Raw genomic sequence first — 18,401 nt, forward strand, 5'->3', positions numbered from 1 at the left:
GCCGCCGACGGCGGCGCGCACCAGCACGACTGACGGGTCCGCGGCTGCCGGCCCTCAGCGCCGAGGACCGGCAGCCACCGGACGACCTCCACCTCCCGTACCGCCGCACCGGCCGCCCGCCACGGGTGGCGCCGGTGGACGCGTACGCCCTTCCTCCGGTGACCGCCTCACGTCACCGGCGGGATCGACGAACCCGGAAACCTCACACCAGGAGGAGTCGAGATGGCCGACAGACGCCATGTCCGGTTCTCCCGCTGGTTCGGCTTCGACGCCGGCCCGACGGGATCCACCACCACACCACCCTCGACCACGCGTCGCCCCGGCGCCCGCCGCCGGTTCGGCGCCCTGGCGTCGAGCGCGGCCCTGGCGCTCGGCGTGCTCGCCCTGCCGGGCCAGACCCTCGCGCCGACACCCGCGGCGGCCGCCGAGGCCGCGGCGGCGGTCAAGGTGCTGGTCTTCCACGGCCCGGTCGACAAGCAGGACGACCCGGTCGCCAAGGCCACCGCCACCATCCGCGAGATGGGCGAGCAGCAGGGCTTCACCGTGGACGACTCCGCCGACCCGGCGGTGTTCAGCTTCGGGAACCTGGCCCGCTACCGGGCGGTGGTGTTCCTCTCCGCCAACGGCGTCACCCTGAACGACACGCAGGAGGCGGCCTTCCAGGCGTACGTGAAGAACGGCGGCGGGTTCGTGGGCGTGCACGACGCGGCGCGCGCCCAGCCGGACTCGTCCTGGTTCACCGGCCTGATCGGCACCCGGCCGGCCGCCGGCCTGCCGAACGCCGAGAAGCCGGTGTCGGCCACCGCGAGCGCGGAGAACCCGCCGAACGAGACCGCCGCGAAGGCGATCGACGGCTCGACCGGCACCAAGTGGCTGACCTTCTCGCCGACCGGCTGGCTGGCGGCGAAGCTGGCCGCGCCGGTGGTCGTCAGCCGCTACGCGCTCACCTCGGCCAACGACTTCCCCGGCCGGGACCCGAAGAACTGGACCCTCCAGGGCTCCCAGGACGGCACCACCTGGACCGACCTGGACACCCGCAGCAACGAGACTTTCCCGCAGCGGTTCCAGACCAGGCAGTTCAGCTTCACCAACACCACGGCCTACCAGCACTACCGGCTCAACGTCACGGCGAACAGCGGGGAGCCGCTGATCCAGTTGGCCGAGCTGTGGCTGATCGGCCCCGACGCGGGACCGGCGCCGGACACCGTGGTGCAGAAGGCCACGGTCGACGTCACCGACCGGCAGCACCCGGCCAACAAGGGCCTGCCGCTGACCTGGACCCGCTCCGACCAGTGGATCAACTGGGACCCGAGCCCGGTCGGCCGGGTGCACACCGTCGCGCAGGTCGAGGAGGGCACCTACAACGCCGGCCTGAGCGGCAACGGCGCCTTCCACCCGGTCTCCTGGTGCCAGGACTACGACGGCGGCCGGTCCTTCTACACCGGGATGGGCCGGACCGAGGCGAGCTGGACCAGCGACAAGCAGTTCCAGGGCCACCTGGCCGGCGCCATCCGGTGGACGGCCGGCCTGGTCCGCGGTGACTGCCAGGCCACCATCGCCGCGAACTACCGCGTCGACCGGCTCACCACCACCAACCAGCCCGGCCAGCTCGACCAGATCGGCGAGCCGCACGGCCTCACCATCGCCCCCGACGGCGGGGTGTTCTACATCGGCAAGGCGGCCTGCCCGAGCGGCCCGGTGGTGAGCTGGGACGACCCCAAGGTCGGCCTCGGCTGCGGCACCATCCACCGGTGGGACCCCGCGACGAAGCAGGTCAAGCTGCTCACCACCCTCGCGGTGATGGGCAACCGGGGCAGCGGCAGCGAACTGGTGAAGAACGAGGAGGGCCTGGTCGGCATCACCCTCGACCCGAAGTTCGCGCAGAACGGCTGGGTGTACGTCTACTGGATGCCGCACGAGTCCATCGACCGCGACCGGCGGATCGGCCAGCGGACCGTCTCCCGGTTCACCTACGACGCCGCGAAGCAGGCCATCGACCAGGGCACCCGCAAGGACCTGCTGCACTGGGACACCCAGATCCACAGCTGCTGCCACGCCGGCGGCGGGATGACGTTCGACGAGAGCGGCAACCTCTACATCGGCACCGGTGACAGCAACTCCTCCGGCGGCTCCAACGGCTACTCCGGCAACAACTGGACCCAGGAGTTCAAGGGCACCTCGTTCCAGGACGCCCGGCGTACCTCCGGCAACACCAACGACCTCAACGGCAAGATCCTGCGCATCCACCCGGAGGCGGACGGCACCTACACCGTTCCGGCCGGCAACCTGTTCACCGGCGCCGAGGAGGGCGGCGGCAAGACCCGCCCGGAGATCTACGTGATGGGCGTGCGCAACATCGCCCGGATCGCCTGGGATCCGGTCAACGACTGGCTCACCGCGGCCTGGGTCGGCCCGGACGCCGGCGGCCCGGACCCGAACCTCGGCCCGGCCAAGTACGAGACGGCCACCATCATCACCTCGGCGGGCAACCAGGGTTGGCCGTACTGCATGGGCAATCGGCAGCCGTACCGGGACCGCAGCAGCACGGACGCGACGGTGCTGACCGGCTGGTACGACTGCGACAACCTGAAGAACACCTCGCCGCGCAACACCGGCCTGGTGAACATCCCGCCGGCCCGGGACAACATGATCTGGTACTCCCCGCAGGGCGGCGGCCCGGTCTACCCGAAGCGGACCGACGGCAGCGGGCTGCCCACGTACCAGGTGGGGCAGGAGACCTTCACCCAGCCGTACCTCAAGGGCGGCGGCCAGGCCATCATGGACGGCCCGACCTACCAGCGGGAGAAGGTCGACACCGGCAGCGGCGTGGCCTGGCCGGCGTACTGGGACGACAAGTGGTTCATCGGCGACCAGTCCAACGCCAACAACCGGGTGGCGGTCACCGTCGACCCGAGCACGGTCGACGAGCACGGCCCGCCCGCGTTCGCCGAGGACCTGCGCCAGATCATCCGCGGCGGCAACGGCGGAAACCAGCTCCAGTCCTGGATGGACGCCAAGTTCGGCCCGGACGGCGCGCTGTACCTGCTGGACTACGCCGGTGGCTTCTTCAGCCTGCACAGCAACCAGAAGCTGATCCGGATCGCCTACACCGGTGGCGAGGCGACGCCACGGGCGAGCGACGCCGCCTGGCGGGCGGTCACGCCGAGCCAGCCGAAGACCATCGCGTTCTCGGCGGCCCGGGCCGGCGGCGTGGCCTGGGAGTGGAACTTCGGTGACGGCAGCGCGCCGTCGCGCGAGGCGAACCCCACGCACACCTACGCCGACTACGGCACCTACCAGGTCACCCTGAAGGTGACGTACGCCGACGGCCAGGTCTCCACCGCGACGATCACCGTCACGGCCGGCTGCGCCGCACCGGACACCCGCGCGACGGTGCGGATGCTGGACACCGACACCGGGGTGACCAACCACCAGGTCGGCGGCGGCTGCACCGTCAACGACCTGATCGACGACGAGCGGAGCTGGACCAACCACGGCCAGTTCGTCAGCCACGTCGCCGACGTGGTCAACGACCTGCGTGGCGACGGCGTGCTCGACAACAAGGAGGCGACGAAGCTGGGCACCGCGGCGGCGCAGTCGCCGATCGGCAAGGTCGCCGGCTACCGGTCGCTCTTCGACGGCACGGCCGGTTCGCTGGCCGACTGGCGGCAGGCGCCCGGCGGATCGTTCACGTTGCAGCCCGACGGCACCATCCGCAGCTCCGGCGGGCTCGGGATGCTCTGGTACGCCAAGGACGAGTTCGTCGACTTCTCGCTGCGGCTGAAGTTCCGGGACGTCTCCGCCGGCGCCACGTACGCCAACAGCGGGGTCTTCGCCCGGTTCCCGGACCCGCGTATCCCGCTGGACCAGCGGCCGGACGGCAGCTGCGGCACGGTCGGCTCGGCCCGGTCGTCCCAGGCGTGGGTGGCCATCTACTGCGGTCACGAGATCCAGATCTACGACGGGCCCACCGGCGAGCCCCAGAAGACCGGGTCGATCTACAACTTCGACCCGCAGGGGCTCGACAAGGCCGGGGCGACCCCGAAGGGGACCTGGAACGACTACGAGGTCCGGGTGGTCGGCCAGCACTACACGATCATCCGCAACGGCGTGGTGATCAACGAGTTCGACAACACGCCGGGCAAGGCGTCGTCCCGGGCCGGTGACCCGCCGACCGACCTGCGGCAGTTCCTCAGCGGGTTCGTCGGGTTGCAGAACCACGGCACGAACGACCTGATCGAGTTCCGCGACGTACGGGTGCGCGACCTGTAGTCGCACCGACGGCGCCGGGCACGGGTGCGCCCCGTGCCCGGCGCCCTTGTGCCGCGGCGGGCGGCCTGCGACAGGCGTAGGAGCCGCGGGCGGGCTTCTTCCACAGGTGTCCGAAGACCCGTACACCTGTCGATCCGTAGGTTCGGGGCCACCGCCGCGGCGGCGTCGCCCCTGGGTGCGTCGCCGGCCGGCGGCCGGCGCGGGGAGGAGGAGCATGCGGATGCGAAGCGGAAGACATGCCTGGCGGGCCGCCGTGGTGGCCCTGGCGGTCGCGGTCACCGGCCTGCCGGCGACCGGTGCCCTGGCCGAGCCGGGCGCGGACGAGAGCGCCCGGCTGGTGGTCGAGAACGGGGTCACCCAGCCGGTGTTCGGCTACGCCGACGCGGTCCGGGAACGGGTCTTCGTGACCTCGGACGTGGACACCGACGGCGACGGCGCCCGCGACATCGTGGCAATGGACGTGATCCGGCCCCGGGCCAGCGAGAACGGGCTCAAGGTGCCGGTGGTGATGGACGCCAGCCCGTACTACTCGACGGTCTGCCGGGGCAACGAGGGCGAGTGCAAGGCCGACCTCGACGGCGACGGGCTGAACGACACCTGGCCCCTGTTCTACGACAACTACTTCGTCCCGCGCGGCTACGCGGTGGTCCTGCTCGACATGATCGGCACCAACAACTCGACCGGCTGCCCGGTCACCGGTGGCCGGGCCGACAACATCAGCGCGCCGACCGCCATCGACTGGCTCAACGGGCGGCGGCCGGGCGTCGACGCCGCCGGCCGGGAGGTCGTGGCGGACTGGCACAACGGCCGCACCGGCATGATCGGCAAGTCGTACGACGGCACCCTGGCCAACGCCGCCGCGGCCGACGGGGTGGCGGGGCTGACCACCATCGTGCCGATCTCGGCGATCTCCAGCTGGTACGACTACTCCCGGAGCAACGGCCTGGTCACCCGGGCGAACAACTACTCGGGCAGCCTCGCGAACACGGTCACCAACCCGGCCCGCCGCGCGTACTGCGCCCCGGTGCGGGCCGCTCTCGGGCAGGGCGGCGACGACGTCACGGGCGACTACAACGACTTCTGGGCGGAGCGCGACTACGTGCCGCACGCCGACCGGGTCCGGGCCAGCGTCTTCGTGGTGCACGGCATCAACGACGACAACGTCCGCCCGGACCACTTCAGCAAGTGGTGGGCCGCGCTGGGCGAGCAGGGCGTGCCGCGCAAGCTCTGGCTGACCGGCACCGGCCACGTCGACCCGTTCGACTTCCGGCGCGGCGCCTGGGTGGACACCCTGCACCGCTGGTTCGACCACTGGCTCCAGGGCGTCGACAACGGGATCATGCGGGAGCCGGCCGTCGACATCGAGCGCGCGCCGGACGTCTGGGAGACCGCGAGTGCCTGGCCGCTGCCGGACGCCCGGCCGACCCAGGTGTTCCTCCGGGCGCCGGAGGCCGGGAACGTCGGCGCGCTCGCCGTCCGCTCCGGCCCCGGCAACGGGTCGGCGACCTTCCAGGACACCCCCACGATGACCGCCACCAACGCCATCCGGCACCCGTCGGACCCGGCGGCGAACACCGACAACCGCCTGGTGTTCCTCTCCGGGCCGCTGACCGCGCCGCTGCACGTCTCCGGCACCCCGGTCGTGAAGATCAGCGCCACCGTCGACGGCGAGGACACCAGCTTCGCCGGACTCCTCGTCGACTACGGCACCCGCCCGCGGTTCAGCACCAGCGGTGACGGCATCCGGACGCTGACCGACGAGGACTGCTGGGGCGCGACGGCGACCTGGGGCGGCTTCGCGGAGAACGCCTGCTACCGCAGGACCGAGAAGACCGTGGCGGCCAACCCGCAGGAGCTGGTCACCAAGGGGGTCATCGACGGCCTCAACCTCGACTCGCCGTCGGTGTCGACGCCGCTGGTGCCCGGGGAGAAGACCGCGGTCGACCTGAACCTGCTCCCCGAGGACTACGTCTTCGACGCCGGCCACCAGATCGGCGTGGTCCTGCTCGGCTCGTACTCCGGCTACAGCAGCCGGGCGAAGCAGACCCGGGCCCACATCACCGTCCACTTCGACCGCAGCCGGATCACCCTGCCGGTGGTCGGCGGCCGGACCGCGGCCGTGGCCGCCGGCCTGTAGGAGACTCCGGGGCGGGGCAACGGCGCCCCGCCCCGGCTACCGGTCCGGCCGGTACCGGCCGGTGAGCCGGCCCAGCTTCAGCGCCAGGTGCAGGCAGAGCCGCTCGTTGCCGTCCTTGAGGTCGGTGCCGGCGAGCAGCTCCACCCGCTGGAGCCGGTAGTAGAGCGTCGTCCGGTGCAGCCGCAGCCGCTCGGCGGTGGCGTGGGCGTTGCCGGCCAGGTCCAGGTAGACCTCCAGGGTCTCCAGCAGCACCTGGTGCGCCTCGTCGCCGAGCAGCCGGCCCAGCCCCGGGTGCACCCGCGCGACGTCCAGGTGCTGGGCGTCCACCCCCGACAACAACCGGTAGATGCCCAGGTCGGCCCAGGGCACGACCGGCCCCAGGGCGGGCAGTTGCACGCCCACCCGGGCCGCCTGGAACGCCTCCTGGTAGGACAGCACGCTGTCGTACAGCCGGGGCCGGTCGTCGCCGATCCCGAGCACCGTCCGGCTCACCGACGCCAGCCCCCGGGTCGCCGCGCGCAGGGCCTGGTCCAGGTGCGCGGCGGCGTCCCCGGCGGCCGCCCGGCCGGTGGCCCGCCCGCCGCACAGCAGCAGCACACCGTGGTCGTGCCGGACCAGGTGCAGGGTCTCGCGGGAGCCGACCCACTGCCGGGTGGCGACCAGCGCGTGTTCCAGGGCGATCCGGGCCGCGTCGTCCAGGACGTCGTCCCGGGTCACCGCGAGCTGGGCGACCAGCGCGGTGACCTGGCCGTCGCGGGCCACCACGCCGTCGGTCAGCAGCGACCGGACCGCCTCCCGCCGGGCCTCCGGGGACTCGACCAGGAGCGTACGGGTGGCCTCCGCCTCCCGCTGCGAGGTCAGCTCGCCGAGCAGGTTCTCCCGGTAGAGGGCGAGCGACAGGTCCGGCATCGCCTCGGTCACCACCGAGATGTCGTCGTCGGTCATCCCGTCGGCCCCGTCGATGAACCAGACGAAGCCCAGCAGCAGGTCCTGGTGCCGGATCGGCACGCAGACCCGGGGCAGCAGGTCCAGGTCGGGGCAGGCCGGGGTACGCACCGGCTGCCGGGCCTCCATGATGCCGATCTCCCGGGCCCAGGCGATCACCTCGGGGGTGGTGTGCCGGCGCAGGATCGAGCTGCGGCGTACCCCGTCGATCAGCCCGGTGTGTTCGCTGTAGACGACGACGCGCTGGCGCCGGTCCTCGATGAGTGCCGGGCGCTTCACCCGCGCCGCGACCCGGTCGACGATGCGTTGCAGCTCCATGCGCATGCGCTTCCCCCGGACCGGCCCGGGTCCCGGCGGGTCCCCGCACGGCGCGGGCCGGACGTGTGCTGGTAGGACTCTCGGCCTACCTTCCGATGATGTTGGCGGGCGCGCAATACCCCCGCGACACCCGTACCCGGCGCGCCCGGGGCGGTTCCGGCATCTGTCGGAAGACCGCGGCCCGGTCCGTCCCTAACGTGTGCGGGGCCGGGTCCGCCGAGAAGGGAACACCGTCGTGGCCGCAACCAGGCCCTGGCAGGGCGTCGTCGTCGCCCTCCCCACCCCGTTCCGGGCCGACCTCTCCGTCGACCACGACCGGCTCCAGGAGCACGTGCGGTGGCTCGGCGACGCCGGCTGCCGGGGCGTGACCCCGTGCGGCCCGCTGGGCGAGTACCCGGCCCTGTCCGAGGGGGAGCGCGCCGACGTCGTCCGCGCCGTCGTGGAGGCGGCGCCGCCGGGCTGCGCGGTGCTGCCGGCCGTCGGGGGGTACGGCAGCCGGCAGGCGCGCCACTGGGCCGAGCAGGCGCGGGTCGCCGGGGCGCAGGCGGTGCTCGCCCCGCCGCCGGTCGGCTACCCGGGTGGCCCCGCCGAGGTGGTCGCCCACTACCGCGAGGTGGCCGCCGTCGGGCTGCCGGTGGTGGTGTGCCGTGACCCGGCCGAGGCCACCGTGGACCTCACCCCGGACCTGCTCGCCCGGGTCGCCGAGACCGACGGCGTGGTGGCGGTACGGGAGGACGACGTCCGCCGGCTGCACCGGGTCCGCGACCTCTGCCCGCACCTGGACGTGCTGGCCGGCGCCGACGACGTGCTGCTGGAGCTGACCGTGTGCGGGGCCACCGGGTGGCTCGCGCGCAGCGCCAACGTCCTGCCCGGGCTCTGCCTGCGCCTGCACCGGCTCTGCGCCGCCCGCGACCTGGCCGCCGCGCTGCCGCTCTACACCCGGTTGCACCCCCTGCTCGGCTGGGGCGCCCGGACCGAGGGGGTGCAGGCGGTGAAGCTGGCCATGGGGCTCAGCGGCCGGTACGGCGGCCCGTGCCGGCCGCCCCGCGGCGCGCTGCCGCCCGAGCTGGAGGAGCGGCTGTGCCGCGACCTGCGGCGGGCCGAGCGGGCCGACGCCGGGCCGGTGCCCACGGCGTGACGTCCTGCACGTGTCGGAAGTGGCCGGTCCACCTGCCGACATCTGCACGGTGACCGCCGCGCCGGCCGGCTCCTAGGGTCGGATCGAGCGTGATCATTCGGGACGGCGAGCGCCCCTGGCCGCCCCGCCCCCTCCCGCCCCCCGACCTGAGAGGTGACTCGATGCACCTTCTGCCCACCAGGCGTGCGGTGTGGCGCTCGGTGCTGGCCGCGGCCGTCACGACCGTCCTGGTCGCGACCGGCTCCGCCGGGCCGGCCTCCGCCGCACCGGGCGACCCGCCGGACGGGCCCGCCCCGTTCCAACCGCTCGACCCCCAGCGCTGGCAGAACCCCGACACGATGACCTGGGACGACTACCGGCAGGTGCCGAACCGGAACTGGGCCGATCCGGCCGTGCGCGGCTCGGTCCGTAACTTCAAGATCGCGCTGGTCACGTTGGACTACGTGGACCAGCCGTTCGTCATCACCCAGCCGGCCGGCTCGACGGTCTTCGGCAACCCGCAGGCGACCGCCGCCAACGTGCCCCGGAGCCAGGTCGCGACGTTCTACACCGACTTCCTCAACAAGCCGGGCGACCTGAACCGGGGACACACCCTGCACGAGTACTGGATGCAGGACTCCAACGGCCGGTACGGGGTGGACCTCACCGGCTTCGGCCCGTACGAGATGCCGGCGAAGTCCTACCAGTACGGCATCGACAACGGCTTCAACCCCGGCGCCTGCCCCACCGGGGAGGCGTGCGCCAAGAACATCCGCACCGACGGGCTGGGCGCCTGGCGCGCGGCGGTGGGCGACGCGGTGGCCGACAGTTTCGAGCTGGTCTTCATCCTCTCGGCCGGCCAGGACGAGTCGTCGACCTGGCAGGAGTTCGGCCAGATGATGTTCCAGACCAAGGAGGACGTGCCGGACGCGTGGGGCCCCCCGGACCCCAGCCTGCCGAACTACGCGAAGACCCGCTACGTCGAGTGGACCTCGTGGAAGGCGGCCGCCACCATCTGGCCGAACGCCGGCGGCGGCTCCTCCACCCAGGCGGAGAGCTCCGGCATGGGCGTGTACGCCCACGAGCTGAGCCACCTGCTGAGCATCGGGGACAACTACAACAACCCGTACGGCACGCCGTTGCGCCGCGCCTACACCGGCATCTGGAGCATGATGTCGCGCGGGTCGTTCAACGGGCCGGGCGGGCCGCACACCCGCTGGCAGATCCCGCCGGTCAACGGCGGTTCGATGGGCTCGCTGCACACGCTGCGGGACAAGCTGAAGATCGGGCTGCTCGGCGAGGAGCACGTGCTGCGGCTGTCCCGGGAAGGGCTGGCCACCTCCGGGATGGTGGTCGCCGACGTGACCGCCCGCGCCGTGGACGCCGGGCCCGGCGGGCTGACCGGCCTCAACATCGCCATGAACAGCGACCGCTCGCCGGCGTGCACCGTCGCCACCGACCCGCTCTGCGACGGCGGCCGGTACAACAACTACACCGTCGAGGTCGTCGACCGGATGGGCGCGGACTCGTTCACCCCGGACAACGGCGTGCTGATCAGCAAGACCAAGAACACCGACAGCGCGCCGTTCGTGTGGGTGGTCGACGCCAACCCGCAGGACATCGACATGGTCGACTTCTACCAGCCGAACGGCACCCCGCAGAAGATCACCATGGGTGACTACCGGCAGCTGTCCGACGCGTTGTTCCACGCCGGGGCCAACTCCGGCAGCGAGTACGAGTACGTGGACGAGGCCAACCGGCTGCACTTCTACGTGCTCAACCTGCGCCGGGACGGCGACGGGGTGCTCTCGTACACGGTGGCGGTCCGGTCGCTGGACGGCGCCGGGCCGAGCACGCACGGGGTGGCGCTGTCCAAGGGCCACCTGGTGACCCGGGGCGAGCCCACCGGCAAGGGCGCCACCTGCGCGTTCGACCTGACCAACACCGGGACGTACGCGGCCGGCGGGCAGCCGCACCCGGAGGACGCCGGGGCGTACCTGAAGTCCGACGTCTACCGGCTCTCGGCGACCGTCGACGGCCAGGGCTGGCGGGTGGAGCTGCCGAACGAGCTGGCCACGGCCGAGTTCGGCGCCAGCACCCCGGTCGCCGTCTCGGTGGGGGCCGGCTCCGGCGCGACCGCCACCACGCTGGTGACCCTCACGGCCACCTCGGAGAGCGACCCGAGCAGGACCGTGACGAGCCAGTGCCGGGTGGAACGACCCCGGGCGCAGCTCGGCTGACCGCACCGGGGCGGTGCGGCGCGCCGCACCGCCCCGGGTACCGCCCCGACGACCAGGAGGACAGATGCGCCGCCTGCTGCCAGCGCTGGTGCTGCCGTCGCTGCTCACCGGCGCGCTCGCCGCGTGCGGTGACCCCGAGGAGGCCCGGTCGGCGACGACCGTGCGGGTGCTCGTCCGGGACATCAACATCCGGCCGGCGGGCGTCGAGTGCGCCGGGACCGGCCCCTACACCCACTTCCACAACCGGGCCCCGTTCCAGGTGGTCGACACCGCCGGCCGGACGCTCGCGGAGGGCGCGTTGTCCCCGGGCCGCTCGGTGGCGACCTTCGCCGAGGACCTGGAGGTGCCGCGGGTGCCGACGTACTGCGAGTTCGCCGTGCCGGTCGACCTGGCCGCACGGGACGCCTACCGGCTGGTCGTGGACGGCCACCCGCCGGTGGACCTCACCCCGAACGACAGCGAGGGACCGGCGCTGGTCGCGGTGGTGCCGTCGTGACCCGGGGGTACGGCGTCCGCCTCGCCACCGTCGCGCTGCGCGCGGTGCTCGCCGCGACCGCCTGCTCCGCCGGCGACGACGCGCCGGCCCGGCCGGCGCCGCCCGCCGGTGGGGCCGCCGCGCTGCCGGGCCCGGCGCCGGCGGGTCTCGCGCTGCGCCCGGCCCCGTCCGGGGCGCCCGGCGCGCCGGCCGTCACCGGCGTGCTCACCGACGGCAGCCCGGTGGCGCTCGCCGACCTGTGGTCCGACCGCCCGGTCGTGCTGGTCTTCTTCACCTCCTGGTGCACGCTCTGCGCCGACCGCCAGGCGGCCCTGGGCGAGCTGGCCCGCCGCCACCGGGACGAGGTCGTCTTCGTCGGGGTGGCCACCGAGGACCGGCCCGAGGACGTCCAGCGCTACCTGCGGGAGCACCGGGTCGACTACCCGGTCGCGCTCGACGCCGACGGCGGGATCTGGCGCTCGTACGCGGTCCGCGAACCCCCGGCCGTGGTCGTCATCGCCAAGGGTGGCGCGCTGCTGCGGGGCTGGCCGGGCGGCGTGGACGCGGCCACCCTCGACGCCGAGCTGCGCAGGCTCGTGCTCGCCCCCTGACGCGGCCGGACCGCGCTCAGCTGGTCAGCCAGGCCGGCGGGTCGCCGCCCCACCTCGTCGGCGGGCTCGCCCAGTCCCGCCGACCGCCGGGCAGGGTGACCGGCGGCAGCGCGGACCGGAGGCGGCCCGCGGGGGAGTCCCGCTCGGCGCACCAGGGGCCCGGGTCGGGCGGGCCGGCGGCCGTGACCGGCCCGGCCGGCAGTTCGTGCCGCAGCCACCGGGCGGTACGCGCCAGCGACAGGTCGGCGGTCCAGGCGCCCCCGTCGCCGGCGCGCAGCGCCAGTGCCCGGAGCACCGCCGCGGCGAGCAGGTAGCCGGTGCCGTGGTCGAGCGCCTGGGCCGGCAGCACCCCCGGCGTGCCGTCCGGCCGCCGCTCGACCTCGGCGATGCCGGTGGCGGCCTGCACCAGGCTGTCGAAGCTGCGCCGCCCGGCCCACGGGCCCGTGCCGCCCCACGCCGACAGCCGCGCCACCACGAGGTCGGGGCGGTGCCGGCGCAGCGCCTCGGGGGAGAGGCCCCACCGGTCCAGCGCTCCCGGCCGGTAGCCGGTCACCACCACGTCGGCGTCGGCGAGCAGCGCCGCGAACCGGGCCCGGTCGGCGTCCCGGCCCAGGTCGAGCAGCGTGGACCGCTTGCCGGCGTCGGTGTCCAGGTGCTGCGGCTCCAGTTCGGGCAGCACGGGGGAGTCGACGCGCAGCACGTCGGCGCCGAGCAGGGCGAGGAAACGTGTGGCCACCGGACCGGCGATCACCCGGGTCAGGTCGAGCACGCGTACCCCGGCGGCGGGCAGCCCGGCCGGCGCGAGGGGCGCCGGGCGGGCTGCCGCCGGCGCGTCGGCCCGCAGCCGGACCAGGGGTTCCGCCGCGACGGCCGCGGCCTGCGGATGGGCGTCCCACCCGTCCGGCGTGCGGGCGGCCACGGCGAGGCCGTCGGCCGCGGTCACCCGCTGCTCGACCTCGCGCGCCGGGAGGGCGCCGATCCGCTCGCCCACCGACGCCACCAGCGCCTCGTCGTCCGGGCGCGCCGGGTCGAGGTCGAGCGTGGCCAGCAGCCGCCGCCGGTGGTGCGGGTAGTTGGCGTGGGTACGCACCCAGCCGTCGGCGGCCGGCCAGAACCGGGACAGCGGGGCGAAGCCGCTGAACGCCTGCCCGTCCACCCGCAGGTGCCGGTCGCTGGTGAAGGAGACCGCCACCGCGCGGCTGTCGACGGTCACCGGTTCCGTCCCGGCCCCGCGGGCCCGGCCCAGCTCCAGAGCGGCCAGTCCGGCGGCGGCGACGCAGGCCACCGCCAGGTCGGTGACCGGCAGCCGGGCTGGCAGCACCCCGGCGGGACCGGTCGGCCGCACCGCCGCGGCGTCGGCCGGGTCCCCGCCGAGCGCGGCCCAGGCCGACCGAATCGCGTCCGTCGTCGGGTTCGGCATGCCGTCGATCATCGCACCGACCGGGGGCGGCCCCGCGGTCACCGAGGTCGCCGGGTCTTCGACGGCGACAGGGTCGGCAGCGGGGTGAGCGAGGGGGAGACGGTCGGCAGCGAGGTCGGCCGGTCGCTCGGGCGGGGGCTCGGGCGCGACGGGGTCGGGCTCGGCGTCGCCGGAGCGGACGGGGTGGCCGAGGAGGTCGTCGGCGCCGGCGTCGGAGTGGTCGTCTCCGGGGCGTCGTCCGGGAACGCCGGATCCTGGAAGCGGTACTTGTCCGGGTCGAGCTTCAACGCCGCGGTGGCCTGCTCCATGAACTGCCGCCAGATCGGCCCGGGCCCGGTGGAGCCGTAGACCTCGTAGCTGCCGCCCGTCGTCCTGAGCGGCTTCCCGTCGGTGGTGCCGAGCCAGACGGCGGAGGCGAGTGCGCCGGTCCAGCCGACCATCCAGGTGTGCACGTTCTGGGTGGTGCTCTGCCCGGCCTGCCAGGTGCCGGTCTTGCCGGCGGAGTCCCAGTCGTTGTCCAGCTTGGCCGCCCTGACCCGGCGCAGCGTCCAGTCGAGCTGGTTGATCGCCTCCTGGTCGAGACCGAGGTCGGTCTGCTTGAGCTGCTCGCTCCACACCTTCTCGTCGCCCTTGGTCACCGACCGGACGAAGTGCGCCTCGGCGCGCTTGCCGCCGGCCGCGAAGGTGGCCATCCCGTTGGCGTGGTCCTGCACGCTGATGCCGTACTGGCCGATGCCGACCTCGGTGGAGAACCGCCCGGCCACCTCGTCGGCGGGCTTGTCCCGCAGGTCCACCCGCTGCGGCTGGGGGTTGCCCTTGACGGTCTCCCACATCGACTCGACCCCGGCCCGCTTCGCCATGTCGATGACCTTGGCGGTGCCGAGCTTCTCGGTCAGCTCGAAGTAGGTGACGTTCAGCGAGGCGACGGTCGACTCCCAGAGGGCGCAGTTCGGCTGGCAGGGCGCGTGCTCGGCGTTGCGGATCGGGCCGGCCGGGCTGCCCTTGGTCCGCCCCGACTCGGGGAACTCCTTGGTGTCCGGCGAGTCGAACCGCTGCTTCACCGAGATGCCGTTCTCCACGGCGGCGGCCAGGTCGTACACCTTGAACGACGAGCCCGGCGGGTGCTGGCCGAACCCGCGGGCCTGGCCGTTCTCGTCGGAGTACCAGCCGGCGTAGTCGGCGCCGGAGCCCTTGTCGCCGCCGTAGTAGCCGAGCACCCGGCCGGTGCCCGGCTCCACCGCGACCAGCGCGGCCTGCCAGTTCTTCGGCTGGCCGCGGACCGCCTCCGGGGCGGTGTCCCGGCGGATGTCGGCGGCGGCCTCCGCGGCGTCCTGCACCCGCTTGTCGATGGTGGTGACGATCTTGTAGCCGCCGTCCCGGATCGCCTCGTCCGGCTGGCCGCGGAACGGCTCGGTCTGCCGAAGCTCGCTGAGCACGTGGTTGACCACCAGGCCGGTCGGGCGGTCCAGCCCGGAGCGGCCGGCGTTGGGGTCGATGGGCCGCACCGAGTCCGGGTACGCCAGGTTCGCCGCCTGCTCCGAGGTGAGGTACCCGAGCTTCACCATGCCGTCGCGGATGTAGTTCCAGCGGTCGATCGAGTTCTGCTTCGCCGTGGCGTTGCGCCGCGGGTCGTAGCCGGGGGAGCCCTCGGGGTCGGCCGGGTCCGCCTCCGGCTGCTTGACCATCGCGCAGAGCACCATCGCCTCGGCCTGGGTGAGCTGCTGCTGCGGCGGGGCGTCCCGGCGCACCGTCTTGCCGAAGAAGGTCTGCGCGGCCGCCTCGATCCCGTACGCGCCCCGCCCGAACGGGACGGTGTTCAGGTAGAAGCCGAGGATCTCCTCCTTGCTGTACTTGTCGTCCAGCTTCCAGGCGATGACCGCCTCGCGCAGCTTCCGCGAGTAGGTGACCCCGCGCAGGTCGGCGGCGACCCGCGCGTACTGCTGGGTCAGGGTGGAGGCGCCCTGCCGCTGCCCACCGGTGACGTTCGCCCAGGCCGCCCGGAGCACGCCCTTGAAGTCCACGCCCTTGTTGGTCCAGAAGGTGCGGTCCTCGGCCGCCACGATGGCCTGCTTGGCCGAGTCGTTCATCTGGTCGTACGGGACGATGGTCCGGTTCTCGGCGCCCAGCTTCGCCATGGGCGTGCGGCCGTCGGCGTAGTAGACGGTGGTCGACTCCGGGAGTTTGAGGTCGGTGGGGGTCGGCACGCTGTCGAAGTAGTAGCCACCGGCCACCAGGCCCGAGCCGGCCAGCAGCGCGAACACCGCCAGGAAGATCAGCAGGCGGTGTCGCCGGCGCTTCCGCCCCGGGGTCGGGGTCGCGGCACCGTCGGCGTCGTCGTTGTCACCGGTCTGAAGCATCCGCACCCGATACCCTCCGACTGCTCGGCCGAATCGTGTCCCTGCCCGGCTCGCAGGCTAGCGGAGCTGCGGCGACGGCACAGGCGTCCGCCCGTCCTAGGGGTGACCTCCGGCACGGTGAGGCGCCTGCACGACGCGCCGGCCGGCCCGGAGACATTGACAGTCGCGGCTGCTCCGGGCAGGCTCTGACGAGCTGCGGGAACGCTCCCACCGCCCGTTCCCCCGTCCCTCAGGAGCAATGACGTGGCCCTGACTCCCTTCCGGCGGCGCGCCGTGACCGGTCTCGCCGCCGTCGCCGCGACCCTCGCCGCGGCCGTGCCCTTCTCGCCCGCACCGGCCGGCGCGGAGCTCCGCGACGGCGTCACCTTCTACACCCCCCGGCCGGACCACGGGGCGGTGACCCAGATCGCCGAGCTGACCGCCGCCGGGCGGTACCAGCAGGCGGCCGGGCTGCGTGCCATGATCCGCACGCCCCAGGCGGTGTGGGTGACCGGCGGTTCCCCCGCCGAGGTCACCCGGACCGTCAACGCCGAGGTACGCCGGGCGGCCGGCAAGAAGACCGTGCCCGTGCTCGTGGCCTACAACATCCCGTTCCGCGACTGCGCGCAGTACTCGGCCGGCGGCGCCACCTCCGTGGCCGAGTACGAGGCCTGGATCGACGCCTTCGCCCGGGGCATCGGCGGCCACGAGGTGGCCGTGATCCTGGAGCCGGACGGCCTCGGCATCATCCCCTGGTACACCACCATCAACGGCACCCAGGACTGGTGCCGCCCGGCCGAGGCCGACCCGGCGACCGCCGCCGCCGACCGGTTCGCCATGCTCAACCACGCCGTCGACCGGCTGGCCGCCCTGCCCCGCACCAGCGTCTACCTCGACGGCACGCACAGCGCCTGGCTGGGCGTCGGTGACGCCGCCGACCGGCTGGTCAAGGCCGGCGTCGCCAAGGCCGACGGCTTCTTCCTCAACGTCTCCAACTACGAGACCACCGAGCGCCAGCTCAAGTACGGCAACTGGATCGCCGGGTGCGTCCACTACGGCACCGAGGGTCCCGAGTGGGCGCGCGGGCACTTCGACTGGTGCGCCAGCCAGTACTACCCGGCCGACCCGGCCGACTTCAGCACCTGGGGCCGCACCGACGCCTGGTACGCCGAGAACGTCGGCGACGTGCCAGCCGACCGGCTCGCCCACTTCGTGGTGGACACCAGCCGCAACGGGCAGGGCCCGTGGACCCCGCCGGCCGGTGCGGGCTGGCCGGACCCGCAGACCTGGTGCAACCCGCCGGACCGGGGCCTGGGCGTACGCCCCACCACCGCGACCGGTGACCCGCTGGCCGACGCGTTCCTCTGGGTGAAGACGCCCGGCCAGTCCGACGGGCAGTGCGACCGGGGCACCGGCACCGGGCTGGACCCGGCGCGCGGCGGCACGGCCGACCCGGCGGCCGGCGCCTGGTTCGACGAGCAGGCCCTCGAACTGGTCCGGTACGCCAACCCGCCGCTGCGCTGACCCCGCCGGGCCGGGCCGGCGGGAACGCCGCCCCGGCCCGACCGTCGGCGCCGGATCAGCGCAGCGCCCACCCGCTGGCCCGGCCGTTGCGGGTCCGGCTGGTGATGCGGCGGGCCGGCCAGCGGCCGTTGCCGCCGGAGCGGCCGGCCCAGAACGGCGAGAGCCGCCACATCGGGTGGGTGGTGGTGTCGCCCGGCCCCGCGATGGCCTCCCGGTCGGCGTACCCGTGCCGCCGGAACAGGTCCCGGTCGGTCTCGGTGAACGCCTCCGCGTACGTCGGGAGGCTCAGGGTGTCCATCCAGCGCTGCGCCCCGACGAGTGCCGCGGCGGCCCGGCGGGCGGCCGCCGGGCCGGGCGCGGCCAGCAGCGCGAGGTGGTTGTGCGCCTCCGCCGGTCGACGGGCGGCGAGCGCCTCGTCGAGCCGGAGGAAGTGCTCCTCGTCCGGGCCGGCGGCCGCGGCGAGGCGGTCGGCGTACCGGTTCGGCGCCGGGATCGGCCGGTAGCGGTGGAACCACACGGTCGCCGCCGTGCCGTCCCGGAGCAGGAACGCGTCGCCGAAGAGCATCGCGTGTTCGGTCCAGATCCGGGCCACGGCGGCGAGCACGGCGGTGCGCCGTTGCGCGTCGGGGACGAGCCAGGCCGCGAGGGCGGTGGGGGAGAGGGCCTCGGCGACGAGATCGGCTATCCGACCGATGTCGCACCATCGGGCCCGGACGACGGGTGTAGCTGTGCTCATGAAGGAACTCCTGGTCACCAGGGTCATCGAAAGTGGGAGGGCGCCGGGGTGTTCGTCGGCCGGCGCCGGCCGTGAGCGGCCGTGCAGCTGTCGCTGGGGGGAGCCGGGGGCGGCGCGCGGCGGTGGCCGCTACCGCGGGCCGGTCAGGCGGGCCGGGTGCCCGGGCGGGTCGAGCGGGACGCGGGCGCCGGGGCGTCGGCCGGGCGGCAGCGGTCGTCGGCCAGGGCCGGCGAGGCCCAGGTGACGGTGCCGGCGACCGCGGCGTCGCCG

At 74.1% G+C, this 18,401-nt stretch carries 11 protein-coding genes; 7 read left to right on the top strand and 4 right to left on the bottom strand.

What is annotated here, in order from left to right:
- Window positions 1–222 precede the first annotated feature (222 nt).
- Window positions 223–4,272: a ThuA domain-containing protein gene (locus IEY96_RS23045; protein WP_189196894.1), complete on the top strand. Its 4,050-nt coding sequence runs from the start codon at window positions 223–225 to the stop codon at window positions 4,270–4,272.
- 214 nt (window positions 4,273–4,486) lie between these two features.
- The gene (locus tag IEY96_RS23050; RefSeq protein ID WP_229791815.1) at window positions 4,487–6,409 is read left to right on the top strand and encodes a Xaa-Pro dipeptidyl-peptidase; all 1,923 of its coding nucleotides are present in this window, start codon (window positions 4,487–4,489) and stop codon (window positions 6,407–6,409) included.
- 36 nt (window positions 6,410–6,445) lie between these two features.
- Here the strand turns inward: IEY96_RS23050 and IEY96_RS23055 are convergent, their stop codons facing one another.
- The gene (locus IEY96_RS23055) at window positions 6,446–7,672 is read right to left on the bottom strand and encodes a PucR family transcriptional regulator (protein ID WP_189196895.1); all 1,227 of its coding nucleotides are present in this window, start codon (window positions 7,670–7,672) and stop codon (window positions 6,446–6,448) included.
- 235 nt (window positions 7,673–7,907) lie between these two features.
- Between IEY96_RS23055 and IEY96_RS23060 the strand changes: the two genes are divergently transcribed.
- From IEY96_RS23060 to IEY96_RS23075, 4 genes are all read left to right on the top strand, one after another.
- The gene (locus tag IEY96_RS23060; protein ID WP_189196896.1) at window positions 7,908–8,810 is read left to right on the top strand and encodes a dihydrodipicolinate synthase family protein; all 903 of its coding nucleotides are present in this window, start codon (window positions 7,908–7,910) and stop codon (window positions 8,808–8,810) included.
- A 161-nt stretch (window positions 8,811–8,971) separates the two neighbouring features.
- On the top strand, window positions 8,972–11,029 hold the full coding sequence (locus IEY96_RS23065) for a M6 family metalloprotease domain-containing protein (protein ID WP_189196897.1): 2,058 nt from the start codon (window positions 8,972–8,974) through the stop codon (window positions 11,027–11,029).
- A 64-nt stretch (window positions 11,030–11,093) separates the two neighbouring features.
- Complete coding sequence (locus IEY96_RS23070) at window positions 11,094–11,525, top strand: hypothetical protein (protein WP_189196898.1); 432 nt, start codon at window positions 11,094–11,096, stop codon at window positions 11,523–11,525.
- Entirely contained in the window at window positions 11,522–12,115 is a 594-nt protein-coding gene (locus IEY96_RS23075) for a TlpA family protein disulfide reductase (protein WP_189196899.1), read from the top strand. Before IEY96_RS23070 ends, IEY96_RS23075 begins: the two co-directional genes overlap by 4 nt.
- 16 nt (window positions 12,116–12,131) lie before the next feature.
- On the opposite strand, the gene IEY96_RS23080 is transcribed toward IEY96_RS23075, so the two are convergent.
- Both IEY96_RS23080 and IEY96_RS23085 read right to left on the bottom strand, forming a co-directional pair.
- Window positions 12,132–13,535: a CoA transferase gene (locus IEY96_RS23080; protein WP_189196900.1), complete on the bottom strand. Its 1,404-nt coding sequence runs from the start codon at window positions 13,533–13,535 to the stop codon at window positions 12,132–12,134.
- 38 nt (window positions 13,536–13,573) lie between these two features.
- Window positions 13,574–15,892, bottom strand: coding sequence for a transglycosylase domain-containing protein (locus IEY96_RS23085; RefSeq protein ID WP_189196901.1), 2,319 nt, complete (start codon window positions 15,890–15,892; stop codon window positions 13,574–13,576).
- 243 nt (window positions 15,893–16,135) lie between these two features.
- On the opposite strand from IEY96_RS23085, the gene IEY96_RS23090 reads away from it, so the two are divergent.
- A complete protein-coding gene (locus IEY96_RS23090; protein ID WP_373293630.1) occupies window positions 16,136–17,395 on the top strand; it encodes a glycoside hydrolase family 6 protein in 1,260 nt (419 codons plus the stop codon).
- A gap of 55 nt (window positions 17,396–17,450) precedes the next feature.
- Here IEY96_RS23090 and IEY96_RS23095 read toward each other — a convergent pair whose 3' ends face one another.
- Entirely contained in the window at window positions 17,451–18,131 is a 681-nt protein-coding gene (locus IEY96_RS23095; protein ID WP_189196902.1) for a hypothetical protein, read from the bottom strand.
- Window positions 18,132–18,401: the final 270 nt, after the last annotated feature.

Origin of the sequence: Micromonospora fulviviridis, assembly GCF_014648395.1 — a bacterium.
GTDB classification, from domain to species: Bacteria; Actinomycetota; Actinomycetes; order Mycobacteriales; family Micromonosporaceae; genus Micromonospora; species Micromonospora fulviviridis.

Bases quoted from the DNA above. Each gene is read 5' to 3' on its own strand.
- IEY96_RS23055 (WP_189196895.1), bottom strand. From the start codon at position 7,672: ATGGAGCTGCAACGCATCGTCGACCGGGTCGCGGCGCGGGTGAAGCGC.
- IEY96_RS23085 (WP_189196901.1), bottom strand. From the start codon at position 15,892: ATGCTTCAGACCGGTGACAACGACGACGCCGACGGTGCCGCGACCCCG.
- IEY96_RS23095 (WP_189196902.1), bottom strand. From the start codon at position 18,131: ATGAGCACAGCTACACCCGTCGTCCGGGCCCGATGGTGCGACATCGGT.
- IEY96_RS23080 (WP_189196900.1), bottom strand. From the start codon at position 13,535: ATGCCGAACCCGACGACGGACGCGATTCGGTCGGCCTGGGCCGCGCTC.
- IEY96_RS23065 (WP_189196897.1), top strand. From the start codon at position 8,972: ATGCACCTTCTGCCCACCAGGCGTGCGGTGTGGCGCTCGGTGCTGGCC.
- IEY96_RS23050 (WP_229791815.1), top strand. From the start codon at position 4,487: ATGCGGATGCGAAGCGGAAGACATGCCTGGCGGGCCGCCGTGGTGGCC.
- IEY96_RS23070 (WP_189196898.1), top strand. From the start codon at position 11,094: ATGCGCCGCCTGCTGCCAGCGCTGGTGCTGCCGTCGCTGCTCACCGGC.
- IEY96_RS23045 (WP_189196894.1), top strand. From the start codon at position 223: ATGGCCGACAGACGCCATGTCCGGTTCTCCCGCTGGTTCGGCTTCGAC.